Annotated in this window: 17 protein-coding genes; 6 read left to right on the top strand and 11 right to left on the bottom strand. The window is 61.9% G+C overall.

Annotated features, from left to right (window positions below; translation table 11 throughout):
* Positions 1–19: 19 nt before the first annotated feature.
* The gene (locus IFT59_RS12165) at positions 20–997 is read right to left on the bottom strand and encodes an L-threonylcarbamoyladenylate synthase (RefSeq protein ID WP_192086947.1); all 978 of its coding nucleotides are present in this window, start codon (positions 995–997) and stop codon (positions 20–22) included.
* A 33-nt stretch (positions 998–1,030) separates the two neighbouring features.
* The gene (locus tag IFT59_RS12160) at positions 1,031–1,651 is read right to left on the bottom strand and encodes a DUF6656 family protein (RefSeq protein WP_192086946.1); all 621 of its coding nucleotides are present in this window, start codon (positions 1,649–1,651) and stop codon (positions 1,031–1,033) included.
* A 404-nt stretch (positions 1,652–2,055) separates the two neighbouring features.
* Between IFT59_RS12160 and IFT59_RS12155 the strand changes: the two genes are divergently transcribed.
* Positions 2,056–3,300 (top strand): aromatic ring-hydroxylating oxygenase subunit alpha, encoded by a 1,245-nt coding sequence (locus tag IFT59_RS12155; protein ID WP_192086945.1) that lies wholly within the window; start codon positions 2,056–2,058, stop codon positions 3,298–3,300.
* Positions 3,301–3,373: 73 nt separating this feature from the next.
* On the opposite strand, the gene IFT59_RS12150 is transcribed toward IFT59_RS12155, so the two are convergent.
* A complete protein-coding gene (locus IFT59_RS12150; protein ID WP_249407533.1) occupies positions 3,374–4,405 on the bottom strand; it encodes a transporter in 1,032 nt (343 codons plus the stop codon).
* Positions 4,406–4,586: 181 nt separating this feature from the next.
* On the opposite strand from IFT59_RS12150, the gene IFT59_RS12145 reads away from it, so the two are divergent.
* The 3 genes from IFT59_RS12145 (at position 4,587) to IFT59_RS12135 (ending at position 7,566) form a co-directional block, all read left to right on the top strand.
* Positions 4,587–6,368, top strand: a complete 1,782-nt coding sequence (locus tag IFT59_RS12145; protein ID WP_192086944.1) for an acyl-CoA dehydrogenase — start codon at positions 4,587–4,589, stop codon at positions 6,366–6,368.
* Between the two features lie 11 nt (positions 6,369–6,379).
* A complete protein-coding gene (locus IFT59_RS12140) occupies positions 6,380–7,156 on the top strand; it encodes a crotonase/enoyl-CoA hydratase family protein (RefSeq protein ID WP_192086943.1) in 777 nt (258 codons plus the stop codon).
* A 92-nt stretch (positions 7,157–7,248) separates the two neighbouring features.
* Positions 7,249–7,566: a hypothetical protein gene (locus IFT59_RS12135; RefSeq protein WP_192086942.1), complete on the top strand. Its 318-nt coding sequence runs from the start codon at positions 7,249–7,251 to the stop codon at positions 7,564–7,566.
* A 17-nt stretch (positions 7,567–7,583) separates the two neighbouring features.
* On the opposite strand, the gene IFT59_RS12130 is transcribed toward IFT59_RS12135, so the two are convergent.
* The 3 genes from IFT59_RS12130 to IFT59_RS12120 form a co-directional block, all read right to left on the bottom strand.
* Positions 7,584–9,188, bottom strand: coding sequence for a peroxidase family protein (locus tag IFT59_RS12130; protein ID WP_174195741.1), 1,605 nt, complete (start codon positions 9,186–9,188; stop codon positions 7,584–7,586).
* Positions 9,189–9,321: 133 nt separating this feature from the next.
* Positions 9,322–10,569 (bottom strand): class I SAM-dependent RNA methyltransferase, encoded by a 1,248-nt coding sequence (locus tag IFT59_RS12125; protein ID WP_092661441.1) that lies wholly within the window; start codon positions 10,567–10,569, stop codon positions 9,322–9,324.
* Positions 10,566–11,315 (bottom strand): TlyA family RNA methyltransferase, encoded by a 750-nt coding sequence (locus tag IFT59_RS12120; protein ID WP_174195742.1) that lies wholly within the window; start codon positions 11,313–11,315, stop codon positions 10,566–10,568. Before IFT59_RS12120 ends, IFT59_RS12125 begins: the two co-directional genes overlap by 4 nt.
* Positions 11,316–11,447: 132 nt before the next feature.
* On the opposite strand from IFT59_RS12120, the gene IFT59_RS12115 reads away from it, so the two are divergent.
* Positions 11,448–12,458: a DUF4424 domain-containing protein gene (locus IFT59_RS12115; RefSeq protein WP_192086941.1), complete on the top strand. Its 1,011-nt coding sequence runs from the start codon at positions 11,448–11,450 to the stop codon at positions 12,456–12,458.
* Between the two features lie 103 nt (positions 12,459–12,561).
* Here IFT59_RS12115 and dxs read toward each other — a convergent pair whose 3' ends face one another.
* The 5 genes from dxs to IFT59_RS12090 form a co-directional block, all read right to left on the bottom strand.
* Positions 12,562–14,481, bottom strand: coding sequence for a 1-deoxy-D-xylulose-5-phosphate synthase (dxs, locus tag IFT59_RS12110; protein WP_062453654.1), 1,920 nt, complete (start codon positions 14,479–14,481; stop codon positions 12,562–12,564).
* A 293-nt stretch (positions 14,482–14,774) separates the two neighbouring features.
* Positions 14,775–14,906, bottom strand: a complete 132-nt coding sequence (locus IFT59_RS23425; protein ID WP_192086940.1) for a hypothetical protein — start codon at positions 14,904–14,906, stop codon at positions 14,775–14,777.
* Between the two features lie 219 nt (positions 14,907–15,125).
* Entirely contained in the window at positions 15,126–15,437 is a 312-nt protein-coding gene (locus tag IFT59_RS12100) for a nucleotidyltransferase family protein (RefSeq protein ID WP_113166771.1), read from the bottom strand.
* A gap of 68 nt (positions 15,438–15,505) precedes the next feature.
* Positions 15,506–15,772 (bottom strand): exodeoxyribonuclease VII small subunit, encoded by a 267-nt coding sequence (locus IFT59_RS12095; protein ID WP_062454826.1) that lies wholly within the window; start codon positions 15,770–15,772, stop codon positions 15,506–15,508.
* Positions 15,773–15,777: 5 nt separating this feature from the next.
* Positions 15,778–16,710 (bottom strand): histone deacetylase family protein, encoded by a 933-nt coding sequence (locus tag IFT59_RS12090; RefSeq protein ID WP_192086939.1) that lies wholly within the window; start codon positions 16,708–16,710, stop codon positions 15,778–15,780.
* A gap of 133 nt (positions 16,711–16,843) precedes the next feature.
* Between IFT59_RS12090 and IFT59_RS12085 the strand changes: the two genes are divergently transcribed.
* A complete protein-coding gene (locus IFT59_RS12085; RefSeq protein WP_192086938.1) occupies positions 16,844–17,242 on the top strand; it encodes an acyl-CoA thioesterase in 399 nt (132 codons plus the stop codon).
* Position 17,243: the final 1 nt, after the last annotated feature.

Genomic DNA, 17,243 nt, shown 5'->3' with positions numbered 1-17,243 from the left:
TTCTCCTGGGCTCGTATTTTTATTCCCGCGGGGCTGCCGCTCGGACCAGCCGGTCGTTGATGGCTTCGCCAAGCCCGGTATCGGGAATGGCTGTGACTGCAATGCGCGTCGCCCCAACCGCATCGGCTTTCTTCAGATAATCGAACAGATTGGCGGCTGCCTCGGCAAGGTCGCCGGCGGGGCTGAGGTTGAACACCGCTGTCGCCTGCTCGATACCGTCGATCGGATCCGACCCCAGCCGGATCAAAGCCTCGCCCAGTGCCACATGGGTCGCATTCAACCGCACGGCTGCCGATGGCGCATAATGCGAGGCGAGCATGCCGGGCGCTTCGATGATCGCTGCCGGTCCTTCCGGACGAATGACCGCGCGACCAATCAGCGCCTCGATCTCTTCAGCGGCAACGCCGCCGGGACGCAGCAGCCGGACCGTTTCGCCCTCGACGCGGACAATGGTCGATTCGACGCCGACCGACGACGCGCCGCCATCGAGGATCAGTTTCAGCTTGCTCCCGAGATCACCAGCGACATGGCCGGCACTGGTCGGGCTGACCTTGCCGGACGTGTTGGCGCTCGGTGCTGCCAGCGGCTTGCCGAAGGCGCGGATGAGATCGGCGGCAAAGCCCAATGGCAGGCGGATGCCGACCGTATCGAGCCCTGCAGTTGCGAGCGGATGGATACCGCTTTTTGGAATGAGCGGCAGGATCAGCGTCAGCGGCCCCGGCCAGAAGGCTTCCGCCAGCCGACGCGAGATCGGATCGAACGATGCATACCGCTCCGCCATCGCGACATCGGCCATATGGCAGATCAGCGGGTTGAAGCGCGGCCGCCCCTTGGTTTCATAGATGCGGGTGATCGCCGAAGGGTTCGTGGCGTCGGCGGCAAGCCCGTACACGGTCTCCGTCGGAATGGCGACCGGAAAGCCTTGCGACAGCACGGCGCACGCGTGGTCAAGCGCGCCGTTCCTGTCCGTCCTGATGTCGATGATCTCTGCCGTCATGTCCCGCTGTGCATAGCGCGGACTGAGACCGCGTTAAAGCGATTTGATGATCGCTCGCACGGCCTGGTCGGGCGCACCCAGCATCAGCACGTTCTTCAGCGCTTCCTTCGGGTCGGTGGTCCGAAACAGAAGACCGTTCTTGCGGATGCTGCGGTCGATCTTCATCGACTGATCCGGGTCGCTTTCGGTCGCCACCGCGAAATACATGCGGGAATACTGGGTGTTGACCCGCTTGAAGAACTCGTCCTCATCGCCGATCTCGGCCAGGAAATTGGCGATGTAGAAAGACCACTTCACCTTCGCTGTCGGCGAAAACAGGGTGCTTGCGGCCGTCACATGGCAATAGCCGAGGTGAGGGGTCTGCTCCAGCGTGCGGTGGAACACCATTTTCGGAAACTGTATCGAGTGATGAAAGCCGTTGATCCGCTGGTGCGTGCGTTCGCCGGCAGACTCCAGCTTCAGCCCCGTCCGCTCCGCGACTTCCTCATAGGTGAGATAACGGCGCTCCTTTGGCAGCCACAGCGGTTGTGTCCTGGAGATACGACCTGTGCGCAGGAACTCGGAATGCCCGATCGCGCTCGTCGGCGCCTGCGCCGACACCGGCGGTGGCGGCCGGTTCGCGTCGTAGTAGCGTAGCTTTCCGTTTGTCTGCATGCGGCTGGCCCCTTCGCGCAAGACGAAGTCTAGCTGGAGCGGTTTAACAGGCGGTTTACGGTCCGACGCACCGCGCAAACAGCGCCGTCCGCTGGTCTCCAGCACAAAACCCGACCTGTCATGTGAGCCGTCGTCGTCAATGCGTTTTCCGATGTCGCAATGTCGCCTGTGCGACAGGCAGCGCGAGTGCTTAAATCGATGAAACTCAAGGAGTCGCCTCAGCTACGGAAGGCGGAAAATTGGGAAGCCGGCCGTCTTGATAGCAGTTCAGTCTGGGGACGTGCCAATCTGCGGATGTGATGACGACCGATCGCGGTGGGCGTTCGGGGTAGGATTGGGGGCAGGAGGGTCTGTCCGCAAGCTCCCCCAAGTCTTTCGCTAGTGGATTTGACGAGGAAGACACGATGGACATTCACAGCCAGGTTCTGCGGCAGCTCAACAATCGCCGCGAAGGCTTCAGCCTCGAACAGCCCTTTTACATCGATCCGGACTATTACAAGCTCGATCTGGAAATGATCTGGTATCGCGACTGGCTGTTCGTCGGCCATGATTGCGAAATCCCGAAGGCCGGCAATTACGTGACGCTGCAGATCGGCGACTATCCGGTCCTCGTGCTGCGCACCCGCGAAGGCGACATCCGCGCCTTCCACAACACCTGTCGTCACCGCGGCCACCGCGTCTGCACCAAGGATAGCGGTTCTGCGACCCGTCTCGTCTGTCCCTATCACCAGTGGACCTACCAGCACGACGGCACGCTGATGTCGGCCCGCCATATGGGCGAGGATTTCGACAAGAAGCAGTTCGGCCTGAAGCCTGTTCACTGCGAATCCGTCGCCGGTTATATCTTCGTCTGCCTTGCCAACGAGGCACCCGATTTCGCGCCCGTCCGGGCTACCATCCAGCCCTACATGGCACCGCATCGCCTGGCCGAAACGAAGGTCGCTGCCAAGAACACGATAATCGAAAAGGGCAACTGGAAGCTCGTCTGGGAAAACAATCGCGAGTGCTACCACTGCGCCGCCAATCATCCGGAACTCTGCCGCACCTATCCGGAAGCGCCGACTGCGACCGGCGTGCAGGGTGCCGGCGACGATCCGTTCATTTCCGAACACTGGCAGCGCTGCGAGGCGGCAAACCTGCCAAGCACGTTCAACATGTCGACGGACGGCCAGTACCGCGTCGCCCGCATGCCGCTGATCGAGGATGCCGAAAGCTACACGATGAACGGCCGGCCGGCGGTTGCCAAGGCGCTGTCGGAAGACGTGAAGATCTCCCATATCGGCACCATGCTGATGTTCCACTATCCGACCACCTGGAACCACATGCTGGTCGACCACGCGATCTCCTTCCGCGTCATTCCGATCGGGCCGGAAGAAACGGCCGTCACCACCACATGGCTCGTCAACAAGGATGCGGTTGAAGGCGTCGACTACACAGTCGAGGAACTGACCCACGTCTGGAACATGACCAACGACCAGGACCGCCAGATCGTCGAGGAAAATGCCTTCGGCATCCGCTCGCCGGCCTATGAGCCGGGTCCCTATTCGGAAGCGCATGAAGGCGGCGTCATGCAGTTCGTGGAATGGTACGCGCACTTCATGACCAATCGCCTCCAGGGCGATCAGGCGAAGCTCCACGCCGTCGCCTGATCCGGCGAAAACCTGCACGACAAGACAGCCCGTCCGGCATGCCCGGGCGGGCTGATTTCGTTTTGCCATTCTTTCAGAAAATTCCCGTCCGCTTCAGAAGCCACCAGGCAATTGCCGCCGAAAGCACCATGAAACCCAGCGCGAAGGCCGTGCCGTGCAGTCCCTCGGCAAACGGCAGCGACGACGTGTTCATGCCGAAAAAGCCGGTGACCAGTGATGGCGGCAGCAGGAAGGCGGTCATGATCGAGAGTATGTAGAGGTGCCGGTTGGTCTCCGATGCCTGTTTGGAATCGATTTCCTCGTGCAGCAGCCGGGCCCGCTCCTGCAGCGCATAGACGTCGTGGTCGACGGCTTCGAGCCGGCCGATCAGCCGTGAGGCGATATCGTCGAACCTGGGCGGCATATCATCGTCGTCCGCGGCCGCCGCACGCCGCATCAGCGACAGGGTCGTGCGCAGGTGCCGGTGCAAACGCACCACCATACGCCGCACGGGAGCAAGCCGCCGGCGTTCGTCGCGCGGCACGTTGTCGTAGACGAAGTCTTCAATCAGGTTCAGCTCTTCGGTAAATTCCATCACCATCGCGATCATCGTGCGCTGGAATTCGGCCACCAGCGTCTCGAACAGGTCGAGCGGCCTTTTGTAGCGACCGGCATTCTTTTCGATCGCGCCGCGCACCCGGTCGACCGAACGCAGCGGCTGCAGCCGGGTCGTGATGATCACCTTGTCGGAGGCGAAGAAATGCAGCCAGCCGATATCGCGGGTGTCGCTGTCGAACTCGCGCTGGAAATCGATCAGCGTGCCATAGACGGACTGCTCGTCCAGCGTGATCGACGCATGCGTTTCATGGGTGGTCAGTGCGACCGCTGCGGCCGCCGGCAGGCCTGGAAAATTCTCCAGAAAGGCGCCGACCCGCAGGTCTGCTAGGTTGAGATGCAGCCACAGGAAACCGGTGTCGATCGCCAGCTCCGACGGCGTCGCCTCCAGCGAAAGCCTTGAGCATGTGCCAGCCTCGCCGGGCCGGAAATGATAGGCCCAGACAAGACCTGGCGTGGCGGGAATAATCGGAGAATTTATCGGAGGCATGGACTGAAGACCTGCAAGCATGACGCCCCTCATTAGGCGCTATGTGTGACACCTGTTGCAACGGGGATTTTCTCGTATCCTGCCGCGGAACCGCGATGGATCGATTGACAACCTCGTTTACGTTTACGTAAAAAGCCAGTGGGAGTTCGGTGATCGCACCTGCGTCATCGACCGGAAGAATTGTCAATTTGGGAGAAGCGACATGTACAAGGCACCCGTGGAGGAGATTGCCTTCACCTTGAACCATGTGGCGGGTCTTGCCGACGCGCTGGAGATCGGCCGGTTCGGCGACCTCTCCCCCGATCTCGTCGATGCCATCCTGGCAGAAGCCGGCCGTTTTGCCAGCGACGAAATGTCGCCGCTGGGCGATATCGGCGATCGCCAGGGCGCGCGGCTTGAGGACGGCGTGGTGAAGACGCCGGATGGCTGGCCGCAACTTTATCGGCAGTGGCGCGAAGGCGGCTGGAACGGCCTGACGGCGCCGGAAGCGTTCGGCGGTCAGGCGCTGCCGCATATGCTCAACGTCGCGACGCTGGAAATGTGGAATTCCGCCTCGATGGCCTTCGCGCTCGCGCCGACCCTCACGATGGGTGCGATCGAGGCGCTGGTTGCCCATGGCAGCGACGATCTGAAAGCTATCTATCTGGAAAAGATGGTTTCGGGCGAATGGACCGGCACGATGAACCTGACGGAGCCGCATGCGGGTTCCGATGTCGGCGCGCTGAAGAGCCGCGCCGAACGTCAGGCCGATGGCAGCTACCGTGTGTTCGGGCAGAAGATCTATATCACCTGGGGCGAACACGACGCCGCCGACAATATCATCCACCTTGTCCTCGCACGTCTCCCCGATGCGCCTGCCGGCACCCGCGGCATTTCACTGTTTCTGGTGCCGAAGTTCCTGGTCGGCGAGGATGGCTCGCTCGGTGAGCGCAACGACGTGATCTGTCATTCGATCGAGCACAAGCTCGGTATCCACGGTTCGCCCACCTGCACGATGATCTATGGCGACGGCAAGTTCGGCGATGGCACCGGCGCGATCGGCTATCTCATCGGGGAAGAAAACCAGGGCCTCGCCTGCATGTTCACGATGATGAACAACGCACGTCTCGCCGTCGGCATGCAGGGTGTCGCGATCGCGGAAGCTGCGACCCAGAAGGCGGTCGCCTACGCGTCCGATCGAACCCAGGGCAGGGCGCCCGGGTCGACTGGTCCGCAGATGAGCCCGATCATTCAGCACCCCGATATCATCCGCACCCTGCTGACGATGAAGGCGTTGACGCAAGGGTCGCGCGCCATCTGCTTTGCCTGCGCCCACGCGATCGACATGTCGCATCACCTCGAAGGCGATCAGGCCACCCATTGGGTCGAGCGTGCCGCACTCCTGACGCCGATCGCCAAATCCTTCGCCACCGATTGCGGCGTCGACGTCGCCTCGCTCGGCATCCAGGTGCATGGCGGCATGGGCTATATCGAGGAAACCGGTGCCGCGCGCTATCTCCGCGACGCCCGCATCGCCCCGATCTACGAGGGCACCAACGGCATCCAGGCGATCGATCTCGTGCTGCGCAAACTGCCGCTTTCCAAGGGCGCGCAGGTGCGGACCTTCATCGGTGAGCTGCGCGACATCGCGCAGAGAGTCGAAAGCCTCAATGCCCCCCGCTTCGGCAGCACTGCTGAACGGCTGACCGCATCGATCGACGATCTCCAGGCGTCGGCCGACTGGCTGCTGGAGGCGCAGGCCTCAGGCCGCGTGGCGGAAGCCCTTGCGGGCGCGACGCCCTACCAGCGTCTGTTCGGCCTCGTCCTGACCGGTGCCTATCTCGCCAAGGGCGCGCTCGTCGCATCGGAAGACGGATCGGGTGAGAAGCGCGTGTCGCTCTGCAGGTTTGCGGCCGAAAACATGCTGTCGGAGACCGCAGCCTTGAAGGACCGCGTCATCGCCGGTGCCGAGAGCCTGGAAGCTGCACGCATCGTGCTTGCCTGAGGAGGAATGCCGTGAGCGACGCGACCCCAACAGCAAATAGCCATGTCCTGATCGAACGCCCCGCCGACTACGAGGGCGTGCTCACGATCCGATTCAACCGGCCGGAAAAGAAGAACGCGATCACCTCGTCCATGTATCACCGCATGACGGCGGCGCTCGCAGATGCCAATACCGACGACACGATCCGCGCGGTCGCCTTTCTCGGCACCGAAGGCTGCTTTTCCGCCGGCAACGACATGGCGGATTTTCTGGCCCACGCGGTCTCAGGCACGGACGAACCACCGGCCGCAGCCCTCTTCATCCGGGCGCTGGCGCTCGCGCAAAAGCCGATGGTTTCAGGCGTCGATGGCCTGGCGATCGGCATCGGCACCACGCTCAACCTCCACTGCGACCTGACGATCGCCTCGTCCCGCAGCCTGTTCAAGACACCCTTCGTCGATCTGGCGCTTGTGCCGGAAGCAGCCTCCAGCCTTCTGGCGCCAAGGGTTATGGGCCACCAGCGCGCCTTTGCAATGCTGGTTGCCGGCGAGGGGTTCTCTGCCGATGCCGCCCACGAGGCCGGCCTTGTGTGGAAGGTGGTCGAGCCGCAGGCCGTCGAGGCGGAAACGCTGGCTCTCGCCGCTAAACTTTCGGCAAAACCACCGCAGGCCTTAAAAATCGCCCGCGATCTGGTGCGCGGCCCCCGCGACGACGTGCTCGCCCGGATGGACGAGGAACTGACGCATTTCTCTGCCCGGCTGAAAAGCGCCGAAGCTCGCGCCGCTTTCGAGGCCTTCATGCGGCGTTAACGCTGAGTTGCATCAAAGTTCCATCTACGCCGCGCTGCGCCTTCATTCACAAGGCAAGCGTGGCTAGATACTCCTCAAACGAGGAGGACATCATGCGTACAGCCCTGACCGGCCTGCTTTCTCTTGCAACTCTTGGCCTCTCCTGCCTGCCCGCCGATGCTGGCCCGGCATTTGCCGCGTCCGCCAATACAGCGAACGCGCCGATCACCCTGATACAGAGCCAGCAAAGTCTTTCCGAGCAGACGGACCGGCGCGACCGACGCCGTCAGCGCTATGTCTGCGTGGTGCAGCCGCGCCAGAGCGACGACCGCGACCGTCCCTATGTCTGCCGGGCCGATGAAGGCCGGGTCGGCGGTACCTGCCGCTGCTCCGGCGTCACAGGCACCGGCAGGCTCGACCTCGACGACTAGAGCATGTCCTCCACCCGTCAGCCGTCGACCTTCTCTTCTGCGGGTTGCGGCACAGCCGCACCGAGAGGATTGACGTCACCGACGAACTTGACGAGATCGGCCATCGTAAAGTGGCCGGGCGTGTCGCTCGGCAGTTCCGGTTTCCAGTCGGAGCGCAGCCACAGGAACGACTCGTGGTCGCCATGCACCATGCCGAGGAATGTCTCGGCGATGATGGTGGATGCCATCGGCCCGAGCCGTCTTCCCTTGTTGAAGACCTCCGCTTCCTTGAGAACGTAATACCACAGAGGTGTTTCCTCGAGCATCTTGTGCTGCTTGGCCGCCTTGCCGTCCGGACCCGTGGCAATCTGCTCGGGCGTCAGTGGCTGAAGACCCATGGCGCGACAGATTGCTTGCCCGGAGGGAAGTCCGATCTGTACGCCGCGACGCAGGTTGCGGAAGGCAAGGTCGAATTCCCGCGATGCAACCGAGCCATCACCAGGTCCGCCGGGCAGGGTGTGCAGGGCGGGTGTGATGAAAGGGTCCAGTCGCCGGCTGTGGTTGATGGCGAAATTGGTCTCCTTCTCGCCTTCGGGCGTATCCAGATCGTAGAACCGCCGCCAGTCGACCACCCAGTTCGACGGGAGCGCGGCAAACCCGACGCCCGGGTCGTTGGCGAGCTCGCCGGTAATGTTCCCGGACTTTCCGGTGAACAGGAACAGAAGGTCGAGCGTCGCGTTCGCAAGACTATCGGCTGTAGGGTTGAACACCCGGTTGTGGCTATAGCTTTCCCGCACCATCGAATGGCCGAGCCGGTAGCACGCGGCGCCGAATTCGGCGGGCATATAGGGCCGCTGCTTGAACCGGTAGAACCGCCGACCCTCCTTCTTGATCTTCTGGATCAAGCCAGGCTCGGTCAGACGTTCCACGAAATCGAACAGCACAATCCACTGGTAGTGCCAGGTGACGATCCGCCGAGCCTCTTTGAAGAGCGCGGTACCCTTGAGGTCAGGCCTTTCCGATGCGACCTTGTCGAACACCTTGTTGTGAAACTTCAGCATCAGCAGATGCGTCTGTGCCACCAGCAGGTTCTCATCGTTGCGTTCGTCGAAGATGAGCGCGTGGCCCTCCTGGTTGCGCGGAAGGTCGTTGGGAAGATCGGGGATCGCAGCGCCTTGCTGATCCGATGACGCCGCTGCCCGTCCGATCAACAGTTTGCCGGAAGTTTGCAGCGTTTCGACGTCGCGTTGGTAAAGATAGGGATGGATACCCGGCCCATCGCCGTAGAGAGAATCGAGATCGAGCGCCGGTGTCCGGAAGTTGGTGGTCGCCTTCGGGTCGGCATGCTGCTGGTCGAGTGGCGTCGTGTCGAGCGTAATATCATGGTCGATGAACTGGCCAAGATAGGTGTAGCCGGCCGGAATGTTCGGGTTGTCCTTGCCCGGTTCCGGGTTGCCGTCGTCGAGCAGTTTATCCGCCATAGACTTGGCCAGGGCGGCAAGCGCATCGTCGCTTGCCGAAAACGGTAAGAGATTGGGAAACATGATCCCGAATTTCCCGGGATCACCGATGCCGTCGAAAGAATGCAGCGTTTCCGGCTTCATGCCGCGCACGCCATGCCCATGCATTGCGATCTGTGCCATGCTTTCCCCCCTTGGAGATCGCACTGGCGGCAAGTCATTTGCCGCCTTGGATGCGACACGGGAAAGCTACGCCTCTATGGCTAGGTTGTAAACCAAGGTTGCACAACCGAATTGCGTTCTGTCAAGACTAGCGTCAAACTTTGCTGAGCAGCGCGACGGCCTCGACATGCGGCGACCAGAGAAACTGGTCAACCGGGGTCACGGAGACGATCCGGTACCCGGCATCGACAAGGATCCTCAGATCCCGCGCCAGTGTCAGCGGATTGCAGCTGACCGCAGCAATCGTCTTGATGTTCGACCGCGCCAGTTCCTTGACCTGCACTTCGGCACCCGCCCGCGGCGGGTCGAAGACGACGGCATCGAAGTGCTTCAGGTCCATCGGGATCAGCGGCCGGCGGAAGAGATCGCGCTTCTCGATGCTGACGGGCTTCAGCCCCTGGCTGTTGCGGGCCGCATGGTCCAGCGCCTTCAGTGCCTTGTCGTCGCTTTCCACCGCGTGCACGCGTGCCGTTCTCGCCAGTCGCAGCGCAAATGTGCCCGAGCCGGCAAACAGGTCCAGCACCCGCTTGGCCTTGCCCATATGGCCATGCACCAGCGTCGCCATGGCTTCCTCTGCCTCTTTCGTCGCCTGCGTGAAGCTACCGGGCGGAGGAGAAACTTTGACGCCACCGAAATCGATCACCGGCTTTTGCGGCTCCAGCACGATTTCGCCATTGGCCGAAACACGGGCGATGCCCTTCAGCGCCAGAACCGTCTCGGTCACCTTGCGGCGCTGCTTGTCCGAGAGCGGCTTCAACCCCTCGGCCGCGATATCGAGACCGGAGAGGCTTTCCAGCACCGAGATGCGGAACGTCTCCGAGCCGGTTGCCAGCGCCATGCCGATCGCGCGGATCGCATCAAGCCGCGCCACGATGCCGGGCGCGGCGATCGGACATTCGACGATGGAGATGATATGGTTCGTTTCTGCCCGGTTGTAGCCCAGCAGAAGCTCCTTCTCCGTCTTCCGCGCGGAAAACACCGTGCGCCGCCGTTCGCCCGGATGACACTCGACCGTCTCCTTGACGTCGGGCGTCAGGCCCTTGGATTTCAGCGCGTCGATGACGAGCTGGCGCTTGAAGTCATTATACGGCGCCTTGGCGAGATGCTGCAGCGAACAGCCGCCACAGGCATCGCCATCGGGTCCGAAGTGGCGACAGACCGGTTCGATCCGGTCCGGCGAAAGGTTGCCCGTCGACATGACCGTGCCGTGGTCGCCATTGCGGGCGATCGCCAGCGTTTCGCCCGGAAGAGCATAGGGAACATAGACCGGCCCGTCCTCGCCGTTGGCGACACCGTCGCCCTGTGCGCCAAGACGGTTGATGGTGACGTGAACCGTGCTCATTCCGGCTTCCGTCCTGCCAGGAGAAACTCCTCGTTGCCATCACCGCCGGCAATCGGCGAGGGGATCAGGCCAAGGCTTTCCCAGCCCATGTCTTCCACCAGCCAGCGTTCCAGCTCAGCCGCCACCGCCGGTGCCGTGTCCGGTTCCTTCAGGAGGCCCCGCTTGCCGATCGCGTCGCGGCCGGCCTCGAACTGCGGCTTGACCAGCAGCGCGCAATAGCTGCCCGGCAGCGCCAGTTCCAGCGCCGGCGGCAGGGCCAGCTTGATTGAGATGAAGGACACGTCCGAAACGACGAAATCGATCGGCCGGTCGTCGATATCGTCAGCCTCGAGATAGCGGGCGTTGACCCCCTCGATATTGCTGACGCGTGGATCATCGGCAATCCGCGGATGCATCTGCGCATGGCCGACATCGAGTGCCGTCACATGTGCTGCGCCGCGGGCGAGCAGGATTTCGGTAAAGCCGCCTGTCGAGGCGCCCACATCGAGACATTCGCAACCGGTCGGATCGAGCTTGAAGTGATCGAGTGCGGCAACCAGCTTCAGCGCCGCGCGCGACACATAGGCGCTCGCGGGATCGTCCATCTCGATCTGCGCTGTCGAGGACACGATCTGTCCGGACTTGGTAATGATGCGACCGTCGACCTTGACGGTGCCGCGGGCAATCGCGTCGCGCGCGCGCGAGCGGCTGTCGACGAGGTTGAGGGTGACCAGAAGCTGGTCAAGTCTTTGTTGAATGTCTGACATGCCTTCCCATGACGCGGGCGAGCCCCGCACGCAAGACAAAAACGCGTTTCGACCTGCCGGACAAGCCTCCGCCGGCCTTTTATAGTTCGCTTCTTCTGCCTATTGTTGCCGCGCCAACCGGGAGGGGAATGGATGAGACGCTGGACAATTGCCTTCGGGGCCACGCTGATGGCCGGCCTGCTTGTGGCCGCACCGCCACTTTTCGCCAATGATACGACGGCGGAACTGACGACCGGCGGCCTCGTCTATGTCCAGACCTCCGATATCACCATGGCTGAAGAGCACCTTCAGCTCTCGCGTCAGGAAGTCCGGGTCGACTACATCTTCAGGAACGACACCGAAAAGGATGTCGAAAGCGTCATCGCCTTCCCGATGCCGGACATAACTGGCGGCGCCCAGAGCGACATAGCCTATGGCGACCCGGAAGCCGACAACTTCCTCGGCTTCACGGTCCTGCAGGACGGCCGCGAGATCAAGCCGCAGCTCCAGCAACGCATCATTGCCACCGGCATTGACCGCACCGAAGACCTCGTCGCCCACAAGGTACCGCTTCTGCCCTATAGCGACAGAACCACCGAGGCCCTCAAGACCCTGCCCGATGACGTCAAGGCCGACTTTCTTGCCAAGGGCTTGGTCCGGATAGATCGCTACGATGCCGGAAAAGGCTGGCAGGAGGACATCACGCCGGCATGGACGCTCCGCTCCGCCTATTGGTGGAAGACGACGTTCCCCGCGCAAAAGCCGGTCAAGGTCAGCCACCGCTACAAACCGAGCGTCGGCGGCACGGTGGCCATGACCTTCATCGAAAACGGCAAGCCGGCCTATGAGCACGCCCGCTACGTCGAACGCTACTGCATCGACGACAGCTTCATGAAGACAGCCGCAAAGCTTCAAGTCGCAGCCACCAAGGGCGGCCCGCATTATGCCGAGCAATGGCTGTCCTATGTGCTGACCACCGGCGCCAACTGGTCCGGCCCCATCGACAAATTCCGCCTGACAATCGACAAGGGCAACCCCAAGGATTACGTCAGCCTCTGCGCCGCCAACATCAAGAAAACCGACCCGATAACCTTCGAGATGACCGCCGAGGATTTCACGCCGGAGAAGGAACTGCACGTGCTGTTTCTGACGGCGGGGGAGTAGCGAACAAACTCGCCCGGACGAACGTCTTCATCTCGCCCTGCCGAGTGCTAGCACGACATCTAAGTCACGAGACGGACGGGCAATGAGAGCGAGGCTTAGGCCTTTACCCCGCAGCGCCAACACCAACCTGGGTCTTGCCCAGCGCATTGAACACCGTCTTGACGATGCCGGCGCGGTCGAGGCCGGCTTTGGCGTACATCACGTCGGGGCTTGCCTGTTCCATCCACACATCGGGCAGCACCAGCGAGCGAACCTTCACACCGTGATCGAGCAGGCCTTCGGTGCTGAGGAATTGCAGCACATGACTGCCAAAGCCGCCGACGGCGCCTTCTTCGATGGTGACAAGAACTTCGTGATGGCGGGCAAGCTGGCGGATCAGGTCATGGTCCAAAGGCTTGGCAAACCTGGCATCGGCCACCGTTGTCGACAGACCGGCGGCATCGAGATCTTCCGACGCCAGCAGACAGTCCTTGAGGCGCGTGCCGAACGACAGAAGCGCCACTTTCGAACCCTGCTTGACGACGCGGCCCTTGCCGATTTCCAGGATCTGGCCGCGTTCCGGCAGCTCGATGCCGACGCCTTCGCCGCGCGGATAGCGGAACGAGATCGGGCCTTCGTCATAGGCTGCGGCGGTGCGCACCATATGCTTCAGCTCAGCCTCGTCGCTTGCGGCCATCACGACCATTCCGGGAAGCGTGGCGAGGAAGGTCGTGTCGAACGAACCGGCATGGGTCGGCCCGTCAGCACCGACGAAACCGGCGCGGTCGATCGGGAAGCGCACCGGCAGACCCTGGATCGCCACGTCGTGGACAACCTGGTCGTAACCGCGCTGCAGGAAGGTGGAATAGAGCGCGCAGAACGGCTTGAAGCCTTCCGTCGCAAGGCCTGCCGCAAAGGTAACGGCATGCTGTTCGGCAATGCCCACATCGAATGTGCGGTTGGGGAAGGCAAGCTGCAGCTTGTCCAGCCCCGTACCGTTCGGCATCGCGGCAGTCACGCCGACGATCTTGTCGTCGAAGCCGGCTTCCTGAACGAGGGCGTCGCCGAACACGCTGGTATAGGACGGCGCATTTGGCTTGGCCTTGGCCTGCGCGCCGGTGATGACGTCGAACTTGTTGACGCCGTGATACTTGTCGGCCGCAGCTTCGGCGGGCGGATAACCCTTGCCCTTTTGCGTGACGACATGGATCAGAACCGGGCCCTTGGCATTGTCGCGCACATTGCGCAGCACCGGCAGAAGATGCTCGAACGAATGACCGTCGATCGGGCCGATATGATAGAAACCCATCTCCTCGAACATAGTGCCGCCGGTCACATAACCGCGGGCGTGTTCGACCGCACGGGTGATCGCCCGGTCGATGTTCTTGCCGAGATAGCCGGTCAGCTTCTTGCCCACTTCGCGCATGCCCATATAGGTGCGGCCGGAAGCAAGGCGAGCGAGATAGGCGCTCATGGCGCCGGTCGGCGGGGCGATCGACATGTCGTTGTCGTTGAGGATGACGATCAGCCGCGCGTCGAGCGCACCGGCATTGTTCATCGCCTCATAGGCCATGCCGGCCGACATCGCGCCATCACCGATCACGGCAATCACATTGCGCTTCGAACCGGCGAGATCCGAACCCACTGCCATGCCGAGGCCGGCCGAAATCGAGGTCGAGGAATGGGCTGCACCGAACGGATCGTATTCGCTTTCCGCCCGGCGCGTGAAGCCCGAAAGACCGTCTTCCTGGCGCAGCGTGCGGATGCGGTCGCGGCGACCGGTGAGGATCTTGTGCGGGTAGCACTGGTGGCCCACATCGAAGATCAGCCGATCGTCAGGCGTATTGAACACCTTGTGGATGGCGATCGTCAGTTCCGTGACGCCGAGGCCGGCACCCAGATGTCCGCCGGTCCTGGAGACGGCGTCGATCATCTCGTCTCGCAGTTCGCGGGCAAGCTTCGGCAGGTCGCGGTCATCGATCTTGCGAAGGTCGGCGGGAAGCTTGACGGTGTCGAGCAGCGGCGTCTCGGGCAGGGGTGTCACAGAGGCTGGCTTTCTCTTCTTTTGTTCTCAAAAGCAACTATCACCCCAACATGAGGATGAAACCGGCTTTTTCAAGTTGTCCACGGAGACAACCTTGCCGCGGTTTTAATCGATTTCAGCTGACGGGCAAGGGGAGGGACTCGGGGAAGGGAGGGTGTCGCCAACGGCACGAACTCCTGGTCGTCATCAGGTACGATGTCGGAGGACCAAGGCATGATCAGCGTTTCGACCGCATCGCAGGCAGATGCATCATCCGGATGGGATCGATGCCCGGAAGAATGACGTCGGCCTTCCTACAGCGTTTCCTGATCTTCGGGGTAGCGCGCGAGGAAGGTTTCGAGGTCGGAAAGGAGGGGCGGGAGGTGCCGGGTGACAATTGCCCAAGTGGTTTCATCAAGAATATCATCGTATTCATGCCCGAGCATGTTTCCAAAACCCCTGATGGCGCCCCAGTTGTGGCTTGGAAAGATTTCTTCTGCCGTCGAACCAAGCTTCCAAGAGGCTTCGGAAATTCGTGCTAGACATGCTCAGACGCATCCCGTGTAATCTTGCTGACAGAGTACGCGTCGAAATCCATACCGTGTGTATATTCGAGAATGGATTGACCGTTCTCGACAATGTCTCGGAAACGGATCAGAGGACGCTTAGTAGGCAATCGCCCTATCCCTCTCCACGCTCCGGCTAAAACGTTTCCGGCGCAACGGTTCGGGAACTATGTCAACGCTCCTTACACCAGTAATGCCAACGATCAGGGCACGTAGCTCTTCGACGGCCGTAAAATACCCCCAGCCAGACTGTATGACCGGCTCTGAAAACGTCACCAGAACATCAAGATCTGACTCGTCCGTCGCCTCGCCACGCGCCACCGAGCCGAAGATCGACATCCGCTCCGCGCCTGCGGCGCGCAGTTCGGCCTCGTGCTCCCGAAGCTTGGCGATGACCTGGTCCTTGTCCATGGGGAGACTATAGCGCAGGTCGGGATTTCAGTCGAGATGCAACTCAGGGCTTCATGCGAGTGAAGGCCTCACTCGCCGTCGAGCGGCTCCACGCCCTGCGGCTTGCCGCTGCGGTCGAGGCGGATCTTTTCGATCCGGCTTTCGGCAGCGTTGAGCAGCTTTTCGCAATGCTTCTTCAGCGCTTCGCCGCGCTCGTAGATGGCGATGGATTCGTCAAGCGCCACGTCGCCGCGTTCCAACCGCGCTACGATGCTTTCCAGCTCGGCAACGGCCTTTTCGAAGGAATAACCAGTGACGTCGATCGGAGCGTTCGGCTCGCCTGGGGCTTCGGTCATGTCCTTCATCCTCTCATCAGTCTGCAGATATGCAGGCCGGCCGATTCCGCCAGCCCTTCCAGATCATAGCCACCCTCGAGCAGGCTGACGACCCGGTTGCCGGCGTATTTCCCCGCAATTTCCATCAACCGGCCGGTCGCCCAGTCGAAATCGTCGCCGACCAGATTGATCTGCGCCAGCGGATCGCGGTGATGCGCATCGAAGCCTGCCGAGATCAGCACAAGATCCGGGCGGAAGTTTTCGAGCGCCGGCAGGACGCGGCTCTTGAAGGCATCGCGAAAATGGTCGCTGCCGTCATTGGCCGAAAGCGGCGCGTTGACGATCGTGTTCTTCGTGCCCGTCTCGTCTCTGGCGCCTGTGCCGGGATAAAGCGGCATCTGGTGCGTCGAGCAAAACAAAACGGACGGATCGTCCCAGAAGATGTCCTGCGTGCCGTTGCCGTGATGCACGTCCCAGTCGACGATCGCGACACGTTCGACGCCATAGGTCTGCTGCGCATGGCGGGCGGCGATGGCGATGTTGTTGAACAGGCAAAAGCCCATCGCCTTGGTCTTTTCCGCGTGATGTCCCGGCGGACGCGAGGCAACGAATGCGTTGTCCACCTTGCCGGTCATCACGTCGTCGACGGCCGCGATCGCGCCGCCGATGCCGGTCAGTGCCGCCTGGAAACTTTTCGGCCCCACTTGCGTATCGGCCTCGATCTGCAGGATCGTGTCTTCCTCGGGGATCTTGCGCATCACCCAGCGCAGGTGTTCTTCCGGATGCGCCAGAAGCACCGTGTCTTCGTTGGCCTGTGGTGCCTGTTTGCGGTCGAGCTTGTCGAAATTGGGGTGTTCGAGCGCGATGTTGAGCGTACGCAGCCGGTCTGCCCGTTCAGGATGGCCTTCCGGCGTCGCATGCTCGAGAAATATGGAGTTTTCGTAAAGGCGCGTGGTCATTGGGCGGCCTCGTGAGGTATGTTGAGCTCGGACATGGCGCAGAACGGCGATGTTTTCAAGCGCATACCCCTTGCTCTTCACTGGATTTGCCGTGAAGTAGGCGCATTAGGCGTTTTTTGGAGTGCGGGCAGGAATGGCGAAGGATATCGGCAAGACCCATGATTTTCGCGTTGCCTATCGCGATGTGGATCTTAACGGCGAAATGTTTCGCGCTGCCTATATCGGCCTTGCGGAACAGGCGGTCACGGAATTCTGGCACCGCCGCAAGCCGGCAACGGATGACCCGTTCTTCGCGGTCGGCAAGATCTCCTGCACCTATCATATGCCGCTGAAGCTCGGCGATCTCATCCATACCCATGTCGGAGTGAGCAAGATCGGCGGCAAGTCCGCAGGCTTTATCGTCCGCTTCACGCGCGGCAGCGATGAGGTGGCCGAAGCCGAAATCGTCTGGTCCGCATGCGATCCGGAAACCCGGACGCCGGCCGCGCTGCCCGAAGACCTGCGCGACTGGCTGTATCAGTTCCTCGACTGAC

It is taken from the genome of Rhizobium sp. CFBP 8752, assembly GCF_014842035.1.
Taxonomy (GTDB): Bacteria; Pseudomonadota; Alphaproteobacteria; order Rhizobiales; family Rhizobiaceae; genus Neorhizobium; species Neorhizobium soli.
The sequence above is the reverse complement of the archived record's forward strand: the minus strand, read 5'-3'. Positions and strand labels throughout refer to the sequence as shown.

Coding starts and splice junctions, on each gene's coding strand:
- IFT59_RS12165 (WP_192086947.1), bottom strand. CDS start 997: ATGACGGCAGAGATCATCGACATCAGGACGGACAGGAACGGCGCGCTT.
- IFT59_RS12160 (WP_192086946.1), bottom strand. CDS start 1,651: ATGCAGACAAACGGAAAGCTACGCTACTACGACGCGAACCGGCCGCCA.
- IFT59_RS12155 (WP_192086945.1), top strand. CDS start 2,056: ATGGACATTCACAGCCAGGTTCTGCGGCAGCTCAACAATCGCCGCGAA.
- IFT59_RS12150 (WP_249407533.1), bottom strand. CDS start 4,405: ATGCTTGCAGGTCTTCAGTCCATGCCTCCGATAAATTCTCCGATTATT.
- IFT59_RS12145 (WP_192086944.1), top strand. CDS start 4,587: ATGTACAAGGCACCCGTGGAGGAGATTGCCTTCACCTTGAACCATGTG.
- IFT59_RS12135 (WP_192086942.1), top strand. CDS start 7,249: ATGCGTACAGCCCTGACCGGCCTGCTTTCTCTTGCAACTCTTGGCCTC.
- IFT59_RS12130 (WP_174195741.1), bottom strand. CDS start 9,188: ATGGCACAGATCGCAATGCATGGGCATGGCGTGCGCGGCATGAAGCCG.
- IFT59_RS12125 (WP_092661441.1), bottom strand. CDS start 10,569: ATGAGCACGGTTCACGTCACCATCAACCGTCTTGGCGCACAGGGCGAC.
- IFT59_RS12120 (WP_174195742.1), bottom strand. CDS start 11,315: ATGTCAGACATTCAACAAAGACTTGACCAGCTTCTGGTCACCCTCAAC.
- IFT59_RS12115 (WP_192086941.1), top strand. CDS start 11,448: ATGAGACGCTGGACAATTGCCTTCGGGGCCACGCTGATGGCCGGCCTG.
- IFT59_RS23425 (WP_192086940.1), bottom strand. CDS start 14,906: ATGCTCGGGCATGAATACGATGATATTCTTGATGAAACCACTTGGGCA.
- IFT59_RS12100 (WP_113166771.1), bottom strand. CDS start 15,437: ATGGACAAGGACCAGGTCATCGCCAAGCTTCGGGAGCACGAGGCCGAA.
- IFT59_RS12095 (WP_062454826.1), bottom strand. CDS start 15,772: ATGACCGAAGCCCCAGGCGAGCCGAACGCTCCGATCGACGTCACTGGT.
- IFT59_RS12090 (WP_192086939.1), bottom strand. CDS start 16,710: ATGACCACGCGCCTTTACGAAAACTCCATATTTCTCGAGCATGCGACG.
- IFT59_RS12085 (WP_192086938.1), top strand. CDS start 16,844: ATGGCGAAGGATATCGGCAAGACCCATGATTTTCGCGTTGCCTATCGC.